At 61.9% G+C, this 16,412-nt stretch carries 9 protein-coding genes, 1 rRNA gene and 7 pseudogenes; 8 read left to right on the forward strand and 9 right to left on the reverse strand.

The window, feature by feature from the left end; all coding sequences use genetic code 11:
* Positions 1-60: 60 nt before the first annotated feature.
* A 5S ribosomal RNA gene (gene rrf / locus OKW28_RS14615) occupies positions 61-174 on the forward strand.
* A 308-nt stretch (positions 175-482) separates the two neighbouring features.
* Positions 483-695 carry a transposase gene (locus OKW28_RS14620; RefSeq protein WP_429446978.1) on the forward strand — a complete coding sequence of 71 codons (213 nt, stop codon included), beginning with the start codon at positions 483-485 and terminating at the stop codon, positions 693-695.
* A gap of 146 nt (positions 696-841) precedes the next feature.
* On the opposite strand, the gene istB (OKW28_RS14625) is transcribed toward OKW28_RS14620, so the two are convergent.
* From istB (OKW28_RS14625) to tnpA, 5 genes and pseudogenes are all read right to left on the reverse strand, one after another.
* Positions 842-1,609: an IS21-like element helper ATPase IstB gene (gene istB, locus OKW28_RS14625; RefSeq protein ID WP_429446572.1), complete on the reverse strand. Its 768-nt coding sequence runs from the start codon at positions 1,607-1,609 to the stop codon at positions 842-844.
* A 12-nt stretch (positions 1,610-1,621) separates the two neighbouring features.
* Positions 1,622-3,145, reverse strand: coding sequence for an IS21 family transposase (istA, locus tag OKW28_RS14630; RefSeq protein WP_429446574.1), 1,524 nt, complete (start codon positions 3,143-3,145; stop codon positions 1,622-1,624).
* Positions 3,146-3,329: 184 nt separating this feature from the next.
* Positions 3,330-4,856 (reverse strand): annotated as a pseudogene (gene tnpC, locus OKW28_RS14635) (IS66 family transposase); the annotation flags it as partial.
* Positions 4,857-4,886: 30 nt separating this feature from the next.
* Positions 4,887-5,231, reverse strand: a complete 345-nt coding sequence (tnpB, locus tag OKW28_RS14640; RefSeq protein WP_429444458.1) for an IS66 family insertion sequence element accessory protein TnpB — start codon at positions 5,229-5,231, stop codon at positions 4,887-4,889.
* A complete protein-coding gene (gene tnpA, locus OKW28_RS14645) occupies positions 5,228-5,635 on the reverse strand; it encodes an IS66-like element accessory protein TnpA (protein WP_429444462.1) in 408 nt (135 codons plus the stop codon). Before tnpA ends, tnpB begins: the two co-directional genes overlap by 4 nt.
* Before the next feature lie 262 nt (positions 5,636-5,897).
* Here tnpA and OKW28_RS14650 point away from each other — a divergent pair.
* Positions 5,898-6,422 (forward strand): annotated as a pseudogene (locus tag OKW28_RS14650) (IS3 family transposase); the annotation flags it as partial.
* 82 nt (positions 6,423-6,504) lie between these two features.
* On the opposite strand, the gene OKW28_RS14655 reads toward OKW28_RS14650, so the two are convergent.
* The 3 genes and pseudogenes from OKW28_RS14655 to OKW28_RS14665 form a co-directional block, all read right to left on the reverse strand.
* Positions 6,505-7,875 (reverse strand): IS30 family transposase, encoded by a 1,371-nt coding sequence (locus OKW28_RS14655; RefSeq protein ID WP_429446576.1) that lies wholly within the window; start codon positions 7,873-7,875, stop codon positions 6,505-6,507.
* A 46-nt stretch (positions 7,876-7,921) separates the two neighbouring features.
* Positions 7,922-8,293: pseudogene (locus OKW28_RS14660) on the reverse strand (DDE-type integrase/transposase/recombinase); the annotation flags it as partial.
* A gap of 151 nt (positions 8,294-8,444) precedes the next feature.
* The gene (locus OKW28_RS14665) at positions 8,445-9,953 is read right to left on the reverse strand and encodes an integrase catalytic domain-containing protein (protein WP_429446577.1); all 1,509 of its coding nucleotides are present in this window, start codon (positions 9,951-9,953) and stop codon (positions 8,445-8,447) included.
* 245 nt (positions 9,954-10,198) lie between these two features.
* Between OKW28_RS14665 and OKW28_RS14670 the strand changes: the two are divergent.
* The 3 genes and pseudogenes from OKW28_RS14670 to OKW28_RS14680 all read left to right on the forward strand — a co-directional run.
* Positions 10,199-10,594: pseudogene (locus OKW28_RS14670) on the forward strand (IS21 family transposase); the annotation flags it as partial.
* A gap of 502 nt (positions 10,595-11,096) precedes the next feature.
* Positions 11,097-11,288: a hypothetical protein gene (locus tag OKW28_RS14675; protein ID WP_429446579.1), complete on the forward strand. Its 192-nt coding sequence runs from the start codon at positions 11,097-11,099 to the stop codon at positions 11,286-11,288.
* A complete protein-coding gene (locus OKW28_RS14680) occupies positions 11,281-13,350 on the forward strand; it encodes a recombinase family protein (RefSeq protein WP_429446581.1) in 2,070 nt (689 codons plus the stop codon). Before OKW28_RS14675 ends, OKW28_RS14680 begins: the two co-directional genes overlap by 8 nt.
* A 27-nt stretch (positions 13,351-13,377) precedes the next feature.
* Here OKW28_RS14680 and OKW28_RS14685 read toward each other — a convergent pair.
* A pseudogene (locus tag OKW28_RS14685) lies at positions 13,378-14,423 on the reverse strand (IS3 family transposase); the annotation flags it as partial.
* A gap of 87 nt (positions 14,424-14,510) precedes the next feature.
* Between OKW28_RS14685 and OKW28_RS14690 the strand changes: the two are divergent.
* Together OKW28_RS14690 and istB (OKW28_RS14695) are read left to right on the forward strand one after the other, a co-directional pair.
* Positions 14,511-15,614: pseudogene (locus tag OKW28_RS14690) on the forward strand (Mu transposase domain-containing protein); the annotation flags it as partial.
* A pseudogene (gene istB / locus OKW28_RS14695) lies at positions 15,611-16,411 on the forward strand (IS21-like element helper ATPase IstB); the annotation flags it as partial. The pseudogenes OKW28_RS14690 and istB (OKW28_RS14695), both read left to right, overlap by 4 nt.
* Position 16,412: the final 1 nt, after the last annotated feature.

Consider the following 16,412-nt stretch of genomic DNA (forward strand, 5'->3'; position numbering starts at 1 on the left):
TCCCGATTGGCTGTGGCGCAACCGGTTGACTCCAACCCTGCGACGCAGCAACCCGTCATGCCTGATGACCATAGCGAGTCGGTCCCACCCCTTCCCATCCCGAACAGGACCGTGAAACGACTCCACGCCGATGATAGTGCGGATTGCCCGTGTGAAAGTAGGTAATCGTCAGGCTCCTCCCCAGTCAGAAACCCCACCCGCCGCGGTGGGGTTTTTGCGTTTACACGGCCCAAATCAACAGCAACATGCTCGACCGAGCACGAACAATAAGCGTGGCCGGACGCCGTTGCCAGCCACTGCCAAAAGTAGCCTGTTGATCGACGCTTTTTTGCGCATACGACCTGCGCACAAACAAGCGTCTAGCTCGTCCCGAGCGCTGCTCGGTGGCGTTCCCGCGCTCAACGCTAGCCTCCCGCACGTATCTAAGGTGAAGTTGACCCAGAAAAACGGACATCTATCCTTTGGAGAAGGAGGTGCCGATTATGGGCAAGCATCGTACCCCGTACCCGGCGGAATTTCGGGCGCAAATAGTCGAGTTGGTGAAGGCCGGACGCAGGCCGGAGGAACTGGAAAAGGAGTTCGAGCCGACTGCACAGACCATCTACAACTGGGTAGCGCAGGCTGATCGTAAGCGCCTCGCGTCGGCCGTTCGTGATGTGTCGCGCGCATGTGGCACGCTATCGGTAACGCGTTGATCGATACCTCGCGGATACCGGCAGGAGACGTTGCGGCGATCAGGTTGTCGCTGACTGCGCATTTCGGCGAACGTGACCGCCGATTTCGGGAACGTGACCGATTTGGCGGGATAAGCGTTGCGCGATATCGATTGTAGGTTTCCTTGTCAGTTCTGGTCGAGTTCGGGCTCCATGATGTTGGGTTTGAGGGGGGCTTTTCTGAGCGATTCGCCGGTCAGCGTGATCCGGTGATGACGCTGCATGAGACGGTCGAGCATCGCATCGGCGATGGTCTCGTCGCCGATCCAGCCGTGCCAGTGCTCAATCGGTAACTGGCTGGTGACGATCGTCGCTCTGCCGGCCGAGCGATCGTCGATCATTTCCAGCAGGTCGTTTCGAACCATCGCGTCAAGCGGCGCCATGCCCCAATCGTCCAGTAGAAGGACGTCAACACGGGCAAGCTGCAGCAGCCATTTGGTGAAGCCGCCGTTGCCGTGCAGGATTCGCAATTCCTCGTTCAGTCGCGGGACACGCAGGTATAGAGCTGAATGCCCCCGCCGGCAGGCGTACTGCGCGAGGGCGCAGGCGAGCCACGATTTGCCTGCTCCGGTGGGCCCGCTGATGAGCAGGCTGTAGCCGGCCTCGACCCAGTCACCGAGCGCCAGGCTCATGAGCGTGCGCGGATCCACGCCCCGGCCGGCGCGAGTATCGAGATCTTCAATGGCGGCCTGCGGATACTTGAGGCGCGCCTGCTTGAGCAGTCGGGTACGACGGCGATCATCGCGCCAGCTGGCTTCCCGGTCGACCAGCAGGGACAGGCGTTCCTCGAAGCTCAGACTGGCCGCGCCGGGCTGCGTCAATTGCTCTTCCAGTCCGTCAGCGAAGCCTTCGAGCTTCAGGGTGCGCAGTTGTGTCAGTGTCTGTTGCATCATCATGGCGGGTTCTCTTTATTGGTAGTAGCCGGGGCCGCGTACATGCGCGTGGCTTGGACTGATCCAGTCAGCAGGTGTGGCCGACGCAGCGCGGTCGCGGTTGTTGACCAGGATGTCGCGCACATGGCGGTAGCGGTGTACGCCCAGTTCCAGCGCCAGCGCGCAGGCCGCTTCAAGCCGTACACGGCCGTAGCGACGTGAGAGCGAGAGCAATCCGAGGCAAGCCCGATAACCGTGTTCCGGATGACGCTGCTCCTGCAGTAGCCGGGTGACGAGCACGCCGGTTGCCGCGCCGATCTGTTGGCCCCAGTGAATCAATCGCTGCGGCGTCCATTCGAGGTGGGCGCGGTGTGCGGCCGGCATGTGTTCGACGACGGTGGTGTAGTCGCCGGCGCGATCGTTACGGGCGTGGCTGGCGACACGGCGACCGCGATGCAACAGTTCAACCGCACCGGCCGTAATGCGCGCATCGAGCTTGAGGCCGACCAGCGCATGCGGCACGCTGTAGCGGTGTTTGTTGATCTCGACGTGATAGTCGATGTGAACAGTCACCGTCTTGAAGCGTGCGAGTTCCCAAGGTTGCGCCGGCAACGGCGACAGTGCCGGCGCGTCCAGTTGTGCGAACGCGCTGGCGCGACAGCCCGGCAGTTTCTGGAACGGGCGCTCGTTCAGGTTCTTCAGCAGCGGACGGATGGCGTCGTCGACCGACTGGACCGAAGCGAAGCGGTGATGACGCAGGCGCGCCATGATCCAGCGTTCGACGACCTGGACTGCCACCTCTACTTTCGGTTTGTCCTGTGGGCGATAAACGCGAGCCGGCAGGAATGAGGTGCCGTAGTGGCGCGCAAAGTCCAGCACCGTGTCGCCGGCCCGAGGTTCATAGCGGTCGGGATCGGCAATCATGGCGCGCGGGTTATCCGGCACGATCAGTTGCGGCACGCCTCCATAGAACGTCAGCGCGCGTGCGATGCCGCCGAGCCAGTCCTCCATCGTTTCTGCCGGCGTGGCGCACGCGAACGTGTAGCTCGAGGCGCCCATGGCGGCCACGAAGATGTGTGCCCGGCGTCCGGTGGTCAGCGGCAACGTGGGGCCGGCGAAGTCGACGAACAGCTTCTCGCCGGCACGATGAATCTGCCGCATCGAGCGCTTCAGGCGTTTCGCAAACGTCCTGTAATGCTCGCAGAACTGCGTGTAGCGGTACGTTTGCCGGTCCGCGAACTCAGCCTGGTACTCTTCCCACAGCAGCGTCAGCGTCATGCCCTTGCGGCGCAGTTCCTGATGGATACGCCCGTAATCGGGCTGCGCGTAGGCCGCTGGCCCCGTGGGTTTGCCGAGCAGCCGCCTCTCGAGCTCGCCTTCGTCCATATCGCTGGCGCTGGCCCAGTCGAGTCCGGCGGCGCCGGCCAGTCCGAGGTACTTCGTGACCCCGCCCTTGGAAATGCCCAGCGACGCGGCGATCCGGTCGTGCGAGAAGCCGCCGTCAAATTTAAGTCGTAAAACGTCCTTGATCATGCGCATGTTCATCCGGTGCGCGGGCATGGTCTCTCCGGCCAAAGCCGGCGAGCATAGCCCGCGTGGTTGATGTCATGCGCAACGCCGATCCTGTCTTCCGGTCCGACCGCTCACGTTCCCGAAATCGTCGGTCACGTTGCCGGAATCGCCGGTCACCATCCCGAAACGGCCGGTCACGTTCGTCCGAAATACGCACTGACGGCGGAGTGGATTGCGTGGGCAACTTGCCGACCATGTTCCAGGGCAGCAGTTCGTCGATGCGACTGATTTTGTGGTCCGCGATGTGAGTCAGGATGTATTCCAGATATGCACGGGGGTTGATGTCATTCAGTTTGCACGAGCCGATCAGACCGTACATGGCAGCGGCCCGTTCGCCTCCACTGTCGGAGCCTGCAAACAGGAAGTTTTTCCTCCCCAGACTTACACAGCGCAGAGCGTTTTCGGCGAGAGCGTTGCTGATCTCAATACGACCGTCTTCGCAGTACAGAACGAGTGCGTTCCATTGATTGAGCGAGTAGCGTATCGCCTTGGCCAACTCGGATTTTGCCGACAGGGTCGCGATCTTGTCCGTCATCCACGCCTTGATGGTCGCGAGCACCGCGAGGCTTCTCTCCTGCCGTACGCGCAATCGTTCGGCGGCGGGCTCGCCCCGGATATCAGCCTCAATGTCGTAGAGTTCGCCGATCAGCTCGAGTACGTGCCTTGTCGACTCAGTCGGCGTGCGGACATGAACGTCGTATATGTACCGTCTCGCGTGATCCCAGCAAGCCGCCTCACGAATCTTGCCGCCTGCATACAGCTCGTCGAAACCACCGTAGGCGTCGGCCTGCAGGACGCCCTTGAATCCGGCCAGATGAGTCTGCGGATGTATCCCCTTTCGGTCGGGCGAGTAGGCAAACCAGACTGCGGCCGGGTCCGTCGAGCCCGAACGGCTGTCGTCGCGAACGTACACCCACAGGCGACCCGTGCGCGTCTTTTTGTTGCCCGGTGCAAGCACCGGGATCGGCGTGTCGTCCGCGTGCAGCTTGAACGTTGCCATCGTGTAGACGCGCAGCGCTTCGGTCAACGGCTCGCACAAAGCCTCGCACTGGCCGACCCAGCGCCCCATGCTGGCGGGGTCGAGCTTAACGCCGTCACGCGCGGCAATTGCCGACTGCCGGTACAGCGGTTGATGATCAGCGAACTTCGAAACGAGGATGTCAGCAAGCAGGCCCGGATGCGCGATGCTGCGCTCAATTGGCAAGCCCGGCATCGGCGGCTGCGAGATGTGATTGCAGCAGGTGCAGACCGCCTTGCGGCGGATCGTGCGAATCACCTTGAACATGGCGGCGACACGGGCAAGCTGCTCGGACACGTCCTCGCCGAGTGGCCGCATGGTGTTGCCGCAGTTCGGGCAGCTCGGATCGGGTTCGAGCACGCGCTCTTCACGCGGCAGATGGGGCGGCAACGCCTCCTTCGAGGCTGCTGCGCCGGCGGGCACACTTGTGCCCGATGTGCGGTCGCGGCGAACATCCGCGACACCGCGCCCACCGCTCAGCTCATCCAGTTCCGTTTCGAGCCGCTCGATCTGCCGGTCCAGCTGCTCGGACTTGCGGCCAAACTGCACCCGTTTGAGTTTGTCGATCTGGGCCTTGAGCTGTTCGATCTCGATATCGCGCTCGGCAAGCTGGGCACGAGCCTCCAGCAGCAAGGCCTTAAGCGCATCGACGTCATCCGGAAGACGGGCATCATCGGTCATGCGCCGGAGTTTACGCGTGCCCCGAAGCGTTTACAACACCGATAGCGCCGCGGTTCGACGCGGCTGCCGCCAGTCAATGCCCTCGAGTAGCATCGAGAGTTGTGCCTGTGTCAGATGGACCTTACCGCCGTCGGCCTGCGGCCAGACAAACCGCCCTCGCTCAAGCCGCTTCGCCAGGAGCCATAGCCCGTCCTCCGTGGCCCACAGGATTTTGATGAGGTCACCGCGCCTGCCCCGGAAGATGAAGACGTTCCCGTCGAACGGATTCTCCTCCAGTGCAGTTTGCACCTTCGCCGCCAGGCCCTGAAATCCGGAACGCATGTCGGTGACGCCAGCCGCAATCCAGATGCGGGTGCCCGCCGGCAGCCCGATCATCGGGACAGTTCTCGTACCAGTAACCGCAGCATATCAGGCGACACGTTGCCGCGGATGCGCAGGCGTGCACGGTCAAATTCGATCTCGCAGACGTTCTCCGACACAGCCTCGCGCATGGACATCGATGTCTCGGTTTCGGCGACAACGCTCACCGGAAGAAACGGTGCAACGTCAACCTCTGACTGCTGTTGCACATGCGCCGGATGTGGTGCTCCGAATACGCCTTGAAGATATTGGCGACGCCATCTGAACAGCAGGTTGGTGTTAATGTCGTTGCGACGCGCGACCAGCGATACGGAAGCTCCCGGTTCGAAGGTCTGTTCGACCAGCTGTCGCTTGAATTCGCGCGGAAAGTTCGGGCGCCTACCGGGCGCTTCGTTCTTGCCATCTACTATGTCGGCCACTTTGGTTCCCGCCAAAAAATTTGGTGGGAACCAAATTACCTCCATTTATGGCTGCTTAGAGAACGGCCGAGATGAGGCGCTTACCGGCTGATCGCGACACAGGCGTGCGGCATGATGGTCTGACCACAGCCGAACGGCAGGAGCTCGCACGGTTGCGTCGTGAAGTCCGGCAACTGAAGATGGAGCGCGACATCCTCTCTCACGCGGCAGCCTGGTTCGCGAGGGAGACGGGATCCATTCCACCGAAGGGCGGTACGGGTTCATGAAAGCGAACCGGGCCCGCTGGCCCATTGCGATGATGGCGCGGCTGCTCGGCGTCTCGACGAGCGGCTATTACACGTGGCTGGTGCGTGAGCCCGCGATGCACACACGCAGCGATGCGCAACGGCTCTCGCGCATCCGCACGCTACATGCGAGCTCGCGCGGCACGTATGGGGCACCGCGTATCCATGCGCAGCTCGCGCGCGAAGGCGTACACGTGGGGCGCAAGCGGGTGGCGCGCCTCATGCGTATGGCGGGTCTGTGCGGGGCAAGCCGGCGGCGCTGGCCGCGCACCACACGGCCACGCGCAGGCGCCCGGCGTGCGCCTGATCTGGTGCGTCGGCACTTCTGCGCGGAGGCGACAAACATGCTGTGGGTGGCGGACGCCACCTACATCCCGACTGGCGAGGGGTTTCTGTATCTGGCCGTAGTCCTCGACGTGTTCAGTCGCCGAATTGTAGGCTGGGCGATGTCAAGCCATCTGGACACCGAACTGATGCTGCGCGCATTCGATATGGCGTTGCTGCAGCGACGCCACGAGGGCGTAATTCTACATTCGGACCAGGGATGTCAACTTAGGTTCAAGGGGTCGTTGCAACACCTGATGTTTATGATGCGAGTAGTAGATCCCGCAGTGCTTCTGCCGGTGCTTTCCATCCAAGGCTCTTACGCGGTCTGCAATTCAGTGCGTTTGCGACAGCATCAAGTTCACGCTCCGAGTACCGGCTGATGTCGGTGCCCTTTGGGAAGTATTGACGTAACAGACCGTTCGTATTCTCATTGGTCCCGCGTTGCCACGGGCTTTGAGGATCGCAAAAATAGATTTCCAGACCCGTATCGATTCGGAGCTGCGCATGCTGGGCCATCTCTGCACCTTGATCCCATGTGAGTGATCGTCTCAACTGCTCAGGTAATAAGACGATCTTCGCAGCTATGGCATTGCGGACAGCCTCCGCTCCATGACCCGCCAGCGGTGGCCCGTTCTTGACGCGGACGCCGGTGCCATGGCCCTCCATAGGTGGAAGGTGGAGCAACATTGTAAAGCGGGTGGTGCGCTCGACTAGCGTACCTACTGCGGACCGGTTAAGACCGATGATCAGGTCGCCTTCCCAGTGACCCGGCACGGCACGATCATCAACCTCAGCCGGGCGCTCACTGATCATGACCTCCGGAGTGATGAAATGCTTTCCACGCTGTTGCGTTCTGGCTCGAGGCACACAAAGTGCACGGCCTGTACGCAGCGAGGCAGTAAGCTCTCGTCGCAGAGCGCCACGACCCTGAATGTAAAGCGCCTGATAGATGGCTTCGTGAGAGATTCTCATGGATTGGTCTTCGGGATAGTCGACCTGTAATCGCCGACTGATCTGTTCCGGACTCCAGCAGATGCCCCAACGCCGGTCCGCGCGGCGACCTTGCCGTCGTCCTTTCCACGGTACGTCAGGTCCGGCAATTGGCCTGCCTTCTGAGTCGGTGACTGCTCCCGCCAATCGACTCTGCACATATTTCTTTAATCTCTCGTTCTCTGCCAGCCTGGAAGCTTTCGGACGTTCCGCTGCACGCTCAGCTTTCCACTGAGCAACTGTCGCCCTGTATATCAAAGTACCGCCACGGGTCGCAGCGTTACGGCGCAACTCGCGTGAGATCGTCGAAGGCGAGCGCTGCAGTCTTCGCGCGATCTCACGAACCCCGCAATCCTGTGCCCGCAGCAGCGCGATTTCTTCGCCTTCAGAAAAAGACAGATAGGGCCCCGCGCCCGGCGCCAGTTCGATCGGCCGCATTCCACCCGCCTCACGAAACCATCTTGGTCCCAAAGGTTGTGACACGCCACATGCCAGTGCGGCAGCTTCAGTCTCCATGCCCTGCGCGATACAGTTCCAGAAGGCTCGCTTGGTCTCTAGTTGATTGACACTTGGCCTGCCAGGCGATCGCATTATTGGTCTTCCCGTCTGTTCCGAACCCCAACCCTGTGGTCGTCCCATGTGACACCTCCGTTAGGAGATGTTGCATCGACCGGTTGAATCCGCCTTGCGAGCCTCTGTCGGAGTGATGTGTCAACGTTCCGTCGCCGAGTGGGCGCCGCGCATAAAGTGCCTGTTCAAGTGCATCCAGAACAAAGTCCGTGGTCATCGATGAACTGACGCGCCAGCCGACGATACGGCGGGCGAACACGTCGATCACAAAGGTCACATACAGCCAGCCCTGCCACGTCGAAACGTACGTGAAATCAGAAACCCAGAGCTGGTTCGGCCGGTCTGCCTTGAACTGACGGTTGACCCGATCCAGCGGGCGCGCGGCCGCCGCATCGGCAATCGTCGTGCGAACACGTTTGCCTCGCATTACGCCGCGCAAGCCCGGTTGCTTCATCAGCCGTTCGACCGTGCAGTAGAGAACGACAATTACCTTGGCCGGTCGTGTTGCCTCACGTGTTGCCTCACGAAGGAATGTTACCCGACGGATTGTTGTCGTTTCGGTTTCTTTCTTCTTTTCTTTCGGGGGTTTGCCGGGCGCGAAGCGCCCGGCCCCCGCCGGCTTTCAACTTTTCCGCAGCTCACACTTGAGCGGGCGTCTCGGCGGACTTGTGCAGGCAGCCCAGGACCATTTCTTTCACGCGCTCGGCGCGCCATGCCTTGACCCGGCGCTGTAGCGTTCGAAGCTGTGCCTTGCTCGCATAGGCGTCCGGAACCATCGTCGCCAACCGGTCCATCAATTCATTCGCCGACACAGCGGGTTCGGCGATCAGCCACCCTTCGATAACCGGCCACGCGTCGGCGAAAGGATCCACCCGGGTTTTCCACCAGTGCTTTGCCTTGGGTTGCTTTCGGTGCGTTGGACGTGCTTCCCCTTCCTTCCACGCCGAAGAGAGGCTCGCGAGGAAGACGGCAACGTCTGATTCGTCTGCTGGCGCTGCGTCAGCGCGCACGCCGTGGGCCGCGAACTCGCTCAATGTCTGCTGAGCCGTTCGCATCTCCTGCAGCAGGCGCACAGGATCGAGGCTGTTGAACTGCGCCTTCAGCTTTTCCTTGATAGCTGGTTCGACGCTGTCGTGTGCCAGAAGCCGATCGCACGGCGTCGCCGGCGCAAAGTAGACCTTATGCACGCGCGCGCCATCGCGCGTCTTGGACTTCAGCTTGAACGAAGGCTGGAAGAAGTTGATGTATAGCCGCGATGACGCGTACAGCTGCGCCAGCGCGTTCCTCGCATCGGCGCCGCTCAGGCGGCCATAACCGACCAGTCGCCGAACGACGGAGCCGTTCTTCTGCTCCACCCAGGCCTGATCGTTCTTCTTGTGGGCCCGCGAGCGGGTCTGCTCAAGACCATGTTCCTTGCAGTAGTCGAAGACGCTCTGGTTCATGAATGCGGTGTCGTTATCCGAGTCCACTCCAAGCATCGCGAATGGCAGATCGGCGGCCACCTTGTCAAACGCCTCTATAACCAGCATCTGGTTGCGTACTCGCATGGCCACGCATTCTGTCCAGCCGCTGGCGATATCGGTCAGCGTCAGCGTGTGGACGAAGTCACCGTCGGTCTTCGGACCGCCACAGTGTTCGACCATGTCGATCTCGAAGAAGCCTGGCGGCGGATCGCGCCAGTCGGCGAAGGTGCGCACCGGGATGCTGCGCCGGATGGCCGAGCCCACACCCTTGCGGCGTTTGCGCTGCCCGTCGATCTGCAAACGTGCATTGGCCAGCATGCGATCGATGGTCGCCGCGCTGACCTCAAGGAGTTTGGCCTTGATGACCGGATCCAGGTCGAGACGGCCGTGCCGCTCCATGGCATCAACCAGCTTCGGGATCAACGCCTTCAGGCGCTTGCCGCAGACCCGGTCGGCCGCTTCCCACAACACCGTCAGCGCTTGGCGTACCGCTTCGTCGTACCCCCGGTTGCGCTCGCGCGTCCCCTTTGCCGCGCCGGGCTGCTCCCGCAGCAGCCGGATGGCGTGCTTGCGGTGATATCCGGTCAGAGCCACGAACTCGTCGAGAATCCTGATCCGGTCACCAAACGCCGCGCTGCTATACCGCAACTGCAATGCTGCGACCAACTCCTTGCGTGTCGTCATGCTGATTTGCCTCGTCACCTCGTGTCGCTCCCGCCGGACAATCCGGCGGGTAGCAAACTACGTGAGGCAACAGGTCAGCGCGAGTTGCATTTCTGATGAGTCAATGCGCCGGTCCTTTGACAATTACCTTGGCCGGTGGTGAGGAGTCGAAGGCGGCGTAGCCGCCGGAGACGACGAACTACCGGCGGTGCCGGAGTAGCGGGGTTTTACGATGGCTGATCGCGTCGAACAAGAAGCGAACAGCCATGCCCGGAACCTACGTGACGGACCGGCAGGTCCGACTCTTTATGAGCAAGCGCAAACATCACACTCAAGAAGTCGCCGCGGCTATGGCGGGCATGAGCGTTCGCACGGCCCGGCGCATCGAGCATGACGGGCGTCTGCCGTCGCAGAGGCCGCCGCGCACATGGCGCACTCGATCTGATCCTTTCGCCGACGTATGGGGGAGCGAGGTCGTGCCAATGCTGCGCCACGCGCCTCGGCTCAAGGCCATCACGCTGCTGGGTAAGCTGCAGGAGGCGCATCCCGACCGCTTTCCTGACAGCATGCGGCGCACGCTCGAGCGGCGCGTCAACCAATGGCGCGCACTCGAGGGTCCCGGCAAGGAAATCTTCTTCCCGCAGCAGCATTTGCCCGGCGTGCTGAGAGATGGCCTCACTCGTTCGGACAGTCTTCTGAGATTTTTAAGTGGAACGTCCGGGGCAGTCATGCTGCCAATTTGATCGCAGGCAGCGTCGCGAAGTATGCCTCATCCGGCGTGCGGTCTTCCAGACTCGAATGAGGTCGTCTCTGGTTGTACAAGCCGTCAACACAACGCCCATATCGGCGAATCAAAGGAGGTTCTCTACCGCTGGCACCCGTGGTACGGGCACACGGTATGGATTTTCACCACGATAGAGAGGAAGAACGCCGGGTCAGTGCTGCGCTGTGGGCGAGAGCCGTTCGACACGGCGGGCTTGCTGGAGGTGCCGCAATGGATGTTCGATCCCGTTGCCTGCTGTCGCATTACCTCGGCAACGTCTCCCGCCGTCAGCTGTGAAGCATTGAGGGAACTGAAGTACCTGTTGGCGCAGGCGCCTGCTGCCACGCCGCGCGGTATGGTACAAGCCGAGCACCATCCTTTGCTCCGTACAGGAGGTGCTGATGCGACGCCAGACAAACCCCCAACCGGGCGGTCAACTCGACCTGTTCCGTCTCTTTCCGAAGACACCACAATGGGAGCACCTGCCGCAAGAGGTCCGGCAGCAGACGGTGCGTTTCCTGGCGCAGCTGCTGCGGCAACACCGTCGCGGGCTGCTCGCCGCCGTACACGAGCCGGAGGTGCGCGATGAGTGACAAGATTCGGGCGCAGCATCTGGCGCGCAAGGCCATGCTGTACGTGCGCCAGTCGTCGGCCTACCAGGTCAGCCACAATCTGGAGAGCCAGAAGCTGCAGTATGCGATGCAGGATCGTCTGCATCAGTTGGGCTGGAACGAGATCGAGGTGATCGACGAGGATCTGGGACGCTCTGCGGCCGGAACGCAAACGCGCACGGGCTTCGAACGGATGGTCGCAGAGGTCTGTCTTGGGCACGTCGGCGCAGTTGCCGCTCGCGAGGTTTCACGATTCGCGCGCAACAGTCGCGAGTGGCAGCAACTGGTTGAGGTGTGCCGCGTCGTCGACACGGTGCTCGTCGATCAGGAGACCGTCTACTCACCGCGGCAGAGCAACGATCGTTTGCTGCTCGGCTTGAAGGGCAGCCTGAACGAATACGAGCTGGATCTGTTGCGTCAGCGTTCGCTCGAAGCTCGTCGGGAGAAGGCCAAACGCGGCGAACTCATTGTCGCGGCGCCGGTGGGTTACTGCAAGACCGAAGACCAGCGCCTGGAGAAGGATCCGGATTTGCGCGTGCAGGACGCCATCCGCTCAGTATTCCGCCAGTTCGGCGCGATTGGTTCGGTGCGTCAGACGTTGTTATGGTTCCTGGAGCACGGCCTGCAGTTGCCGGCATGCATGCCGCGCGGCGAAATCCAATGGAAACGGCCGAGCTACGGCACGGTGTACCGGATCCTGACCAACCCGATCTACGGTGGCACGTATGCCTATGGCAAAACCGAATGCGCGATCCATTACGAGGCTGGGGAACCACGCAAACGTGATCGCCGCAAACCACGGGATCAGTGGCTTGCGCTCATTCCGAATGCCCACGAAGGGTACGTTGACTGGGACGAATTCGAACGGATCCAGTGTGCCATTAGCGGCAACCTGCGTCTGGCCGGACACGCTGGCGCCCCGAAGAACGGTGAGGCCCTGCTGGCGGGACTATTGCGCTGCAGGCGCTGCGCGAGCAAGCTGACGCTACACTACACGGGTAACAGGCACGACGCCTTGCGCTATAGCTGTCATCGCGGCTGGATGGACAAGGGGCAACCGCGTTGTATTGCGTTCGGTGGCACACGCGCGGACGCGGCCATCGCCGAGGCGGTCTTGCAGGTCGTTCAACCGGCGGCAATTGAGGCAGCAATCGTGGCGCGCGAAGAAGAGACCCTGAAGCAGGACGAAGTGCTGGCCGCGTTGCAGCGGGATCTTCAGGCTGCACGCTACGCCGCGCAACGCGCGCAGAAACAGTACGATGCTGCTGACCCCGAGAACCGGCTCGTCGCCGACGAACTGGAGCGGCGCTGGAATCATGCGCTACTACGCGTAGAGGAACTGGAATCGCGTATCGAGCAACAGTCGCGCACATCCGGCCAGATACCGCCTACCCAGCCAGAGGAGTTTGCCGATCTTGCCACTGCATTGGAATCGATCTGGCCGCAGGCCGACGCCCGCCTGAAGAAGCGCATAGTGCGCACCCTGATCCACGAAGTCGTCGTTGACGTTGACGACGCAACGAGCGAAATCGTGCTCGTCATTCACTGGAAGGGCGGAGTACATACCGAGATTCGCGTGCCGCGGCGGCGCCGCGGAGAGAACACTACGCATACGTCACGTGAAGCAATTGATGCCGTGCGCCAGCTTGTCCGTATCTGTCCGGATCTGGTGATCGCCGGCGTACTCAATCGCAATGACCTGCGAACCGGCCGGGGTAACTTCTGGACCCAGGAGCGAGTCACCGCGTTGCGCAGCCACCATCAGATCCCGGTCCATTCGAGCGAACGACGTGCTGCTGAAGGATGGATGACGTTGACCGAGGCATCGGCGTTCATCGGTGTGAGCCCCGGAACGCTCAGGCTCGCAGTTGAGCGCAACAAGATCCCAGCCGAACATCCGTTACCCAACGGGCCATGGATCTTCAATCGCAATTCGCGGACCGGGGACGCAGTTACCGAACTCGTCGGACGGGCTCGCGCACGGCGTGGACACCCCACAATACCAACGACACAACAGGGCTCTCTAGATTTATCAACAACATAGCGAGGTTGGGCAGTATGAAACGCACTTGTACAGATTGATGTAGTCGCCGATTGAGCGCCGGGCGTGGCCGACCGATTCATAGGCTTTCAGATACACCTCTTCATATTTCACGCTGCGCCACACGCGTTCGACGAACACGTTGTCGCGCCAGGCGCCTTTGCCATCCATGGACAGGCGGATGCCCCTGCCGAGCACGGCCCCGGTGAACACTGTCGCGGTGAACTGGCTGCCCTGGTCGGTATTGACGATCTCAGGTTGCCCGTACTTTGCGAACGCTTCTTCCAACGCCTCGACAGCGTGCATCGCCTCCATCGTGATCGCTACGCGGTGGGCCAGTACCTTCCTGCTGGCCCAGTCCACCACGGCGGTCAGATACACGAAGCCGCGCGCCATCGGGATATAACTCGTATCCAGTGCCCAGACCTGGTTTGCCCGAGTGATCGTCATGCCCCGCAGCAGATACGGCCAGATCTTGTGCTGAGCATTGCGTCGGCTCGTGTTCGGCTTGCAGTACAGCGCCTCGATACCCATGCGCTTCATCAGCGTGCGCACGCGCCGGCGGCCAATCTCGTGTGCCTCGCGACGCAGCAGTCGCGCCAGCATCCGCGCTCCGGCAAACGGAAACTCCATGTGCAGTTCATCGATCCGGCGCATCAGCAACAGGTCTGCCTCGCTCACCGGTTGCGCCCGGTAATACACGCTCGATCTTGCGATACCAACGAGTCGCGCCTGCTGCGAGACCGGCAATGCGTGCGTACGATCGATCATCGCTTTGCGCTCAGCAATCCCGCCTTGTTGAGCGCGCCGCTTAAAAAATCGTTCTCCAGCGTGAGCTGGCCGATCTTCGCATGTAGCTCCTTCAAATCGACTTGCGGCTCGCTCGACGCCGTGCCGCCTGCGCCAAACACGTCGGCGGCACGTTCCTGCAACTGCCGCTTCCATTCGGTGATCTGGTTCGGGTGCACATCGAACTGCTGCGCCAGTTCGGCTAGCGTCCGCTCGCCCTTGACCGCCGCCATCGCCACTTTCGCTTTGAACGCGGCTGAGTGCGTCCGTCGGGTTCTCTTCGTCATCTTCCTGGTTCCTTTTTCGGCATTATCGCCGGCTCAGGCCCCGAGCGTTCCACTTATCCGACTGTCCGAATTTGCGCGGCCATCTCTCAGGGACTGTCGGACTTTACCGACATGCGGGACCTGCATGTGACGATCGCCGGCGCGCCCCTGGATCATCGGCTCTATCACTTCGTGCTCGCGTTCTCGCACTGGGAATACGCCTATGTCGTCGAAGGCGGCGAGAGCTTCGAGGCCCTCTCCACGGGCTTGCAGAAAGCGCTATGGCAGGCCGGCGGTTGCCCGCACGAGCATCGCACCGACAGCTTATCGGCAGCGTTCAAGAATCTGCAGACCGAAGAGGACTTCACGGCGCGCTATGACGCGTTGCTGGTGCATTACGGCATGGCCGGCACACGCAACAACGTTGGCGTGGCCCACGAGAACGGCAGTGTGGAATCCTCGCACCGCCATTTAAAGGAGGCGGTCGATCAGGCGCTGATGCTGCGTGGCCATCGCGATTTCGACGATCGTGCTGGCTATGAGGCGTTTGTGCGCGAGGTCGTCATGCGACGCAACCGCCGCAACGCGGCTGCGTTCAATGCCGAACGCGAGCATTTGCAGGATCTCCCCGCGCATCGCACGACCGACTTCATCGAGGAGGAAGCACGCGTGACACGCTGCGGCACCTTCACCGTGCGCGGCATTCTCTACAGCGCGCCGTCACGCCTGATCAGCCACCGTCTGAAGGTCCGTGTCTACGCCGATCACCTCGACTGCTATCTGTCCGGCGCACTCGTGCATAGCACCGCTCGGGGTTCCCATGCTGCCAATAGCCGCCGTCGCAAGCTCGACTACCGGCACTTCATCGAGGCGCTCAAGCGCAAGCCCCAGGCGTTCAAAGGGCTGGCGTTTCGCGACGACTTGTTCCCGCGCGAGGCATACCGCGGCACGTGGGAGCGGCTCGAGGCGCAACTCACGCAGCGCGAAGCCTGCAAGACCATGGTCGGACTGCTTGAACTGGCCGCCAATCACGGAGTTGAGGCGGTTCTTGCCGAGCGGCTCGAGGCGTTGCTCATCGCCGGTGAATTGCCCGATCTGAAGCAGCTGCAGCATGAATTTGCGCCGCGCCAGGCGCAGTGTCCGGACGTGGCGGTGGACATGCCGCCGGCGGCGCTCTACGACACGCTGATCGGCGAGGAGGTATCGGTATGAACGCGCCCGCAACCTACGACGCCGCCCGTATGGGGCTGATGCTCACCGAGTTGCGCTTGCCGACGATCGCGCGGCTATGGCCAGAGTTCACGCAGCGCTCCGACAAGGAGGGCTGGCCATCGACGCGTCTGCTCGGCGCGCTGCTCGAGCATGAACTGGCCGAGCGTGCGAAACGGCGTATCGAGCGGCATCGCGTCGAATCGCATCTGGACCCGGGCAAGACGCTCGAGACGTTCGACTTCGGCTTGGTGCCGATGATCTCCAAGGCGCATGTGATGGCGCTTGCCAGCGGTGACTCGTGGCTCGAGAAAGGCGCCACGATTTTACTGTTCGGGCCACCGGGTGCCGGGAAGAGCCATTTAGGCTGTGGCATCGGCCATGCGTTGATCGACGCCGGATACCGGGTGCTGTTCACACGCACCGGCGAAATCGTGCAGAAGCTGCAGGCGGCCCGCCAGAGCCTGCAATTGCCATCGATGCTTGCCAAGCTCGATCACTTCGACCTGATCATCCTCGACGACCTGTCATACGTGCGCAAGGATCAACCGGAAACGAGCGTGCTGTTCGAACTCATTGCCGAACGATATGAGCGGCGCAGTCTGCTGATCACGGCCAATCAGCCGTTCTCTGGCTGGAGCGACGTGTTCCCCGATCCGTCGATGACGGTGGCCGCCATCGATCGCCTGGTCCATCACTCGACGATCTTCGAGCTGAACGTCGAAAGCTACCGGCGTCGCAGCGCCGACAACAACAAGCGCGCGCGGCGGCGTCAATTACCCGAGCCCGAATCGGAGGGGG

It is taken from the genome of Paraburkholderia sp. 40 (assembly GCF_050434105.1).
In the GTDB taxonomy this organism is placed as follows: Bacteria; Pseudomonadota; Gammaproteobacteria; order Burkholderiales; family Burkholderiaceae; genus Paraburkholderia; species Paraburkholderia tuberum.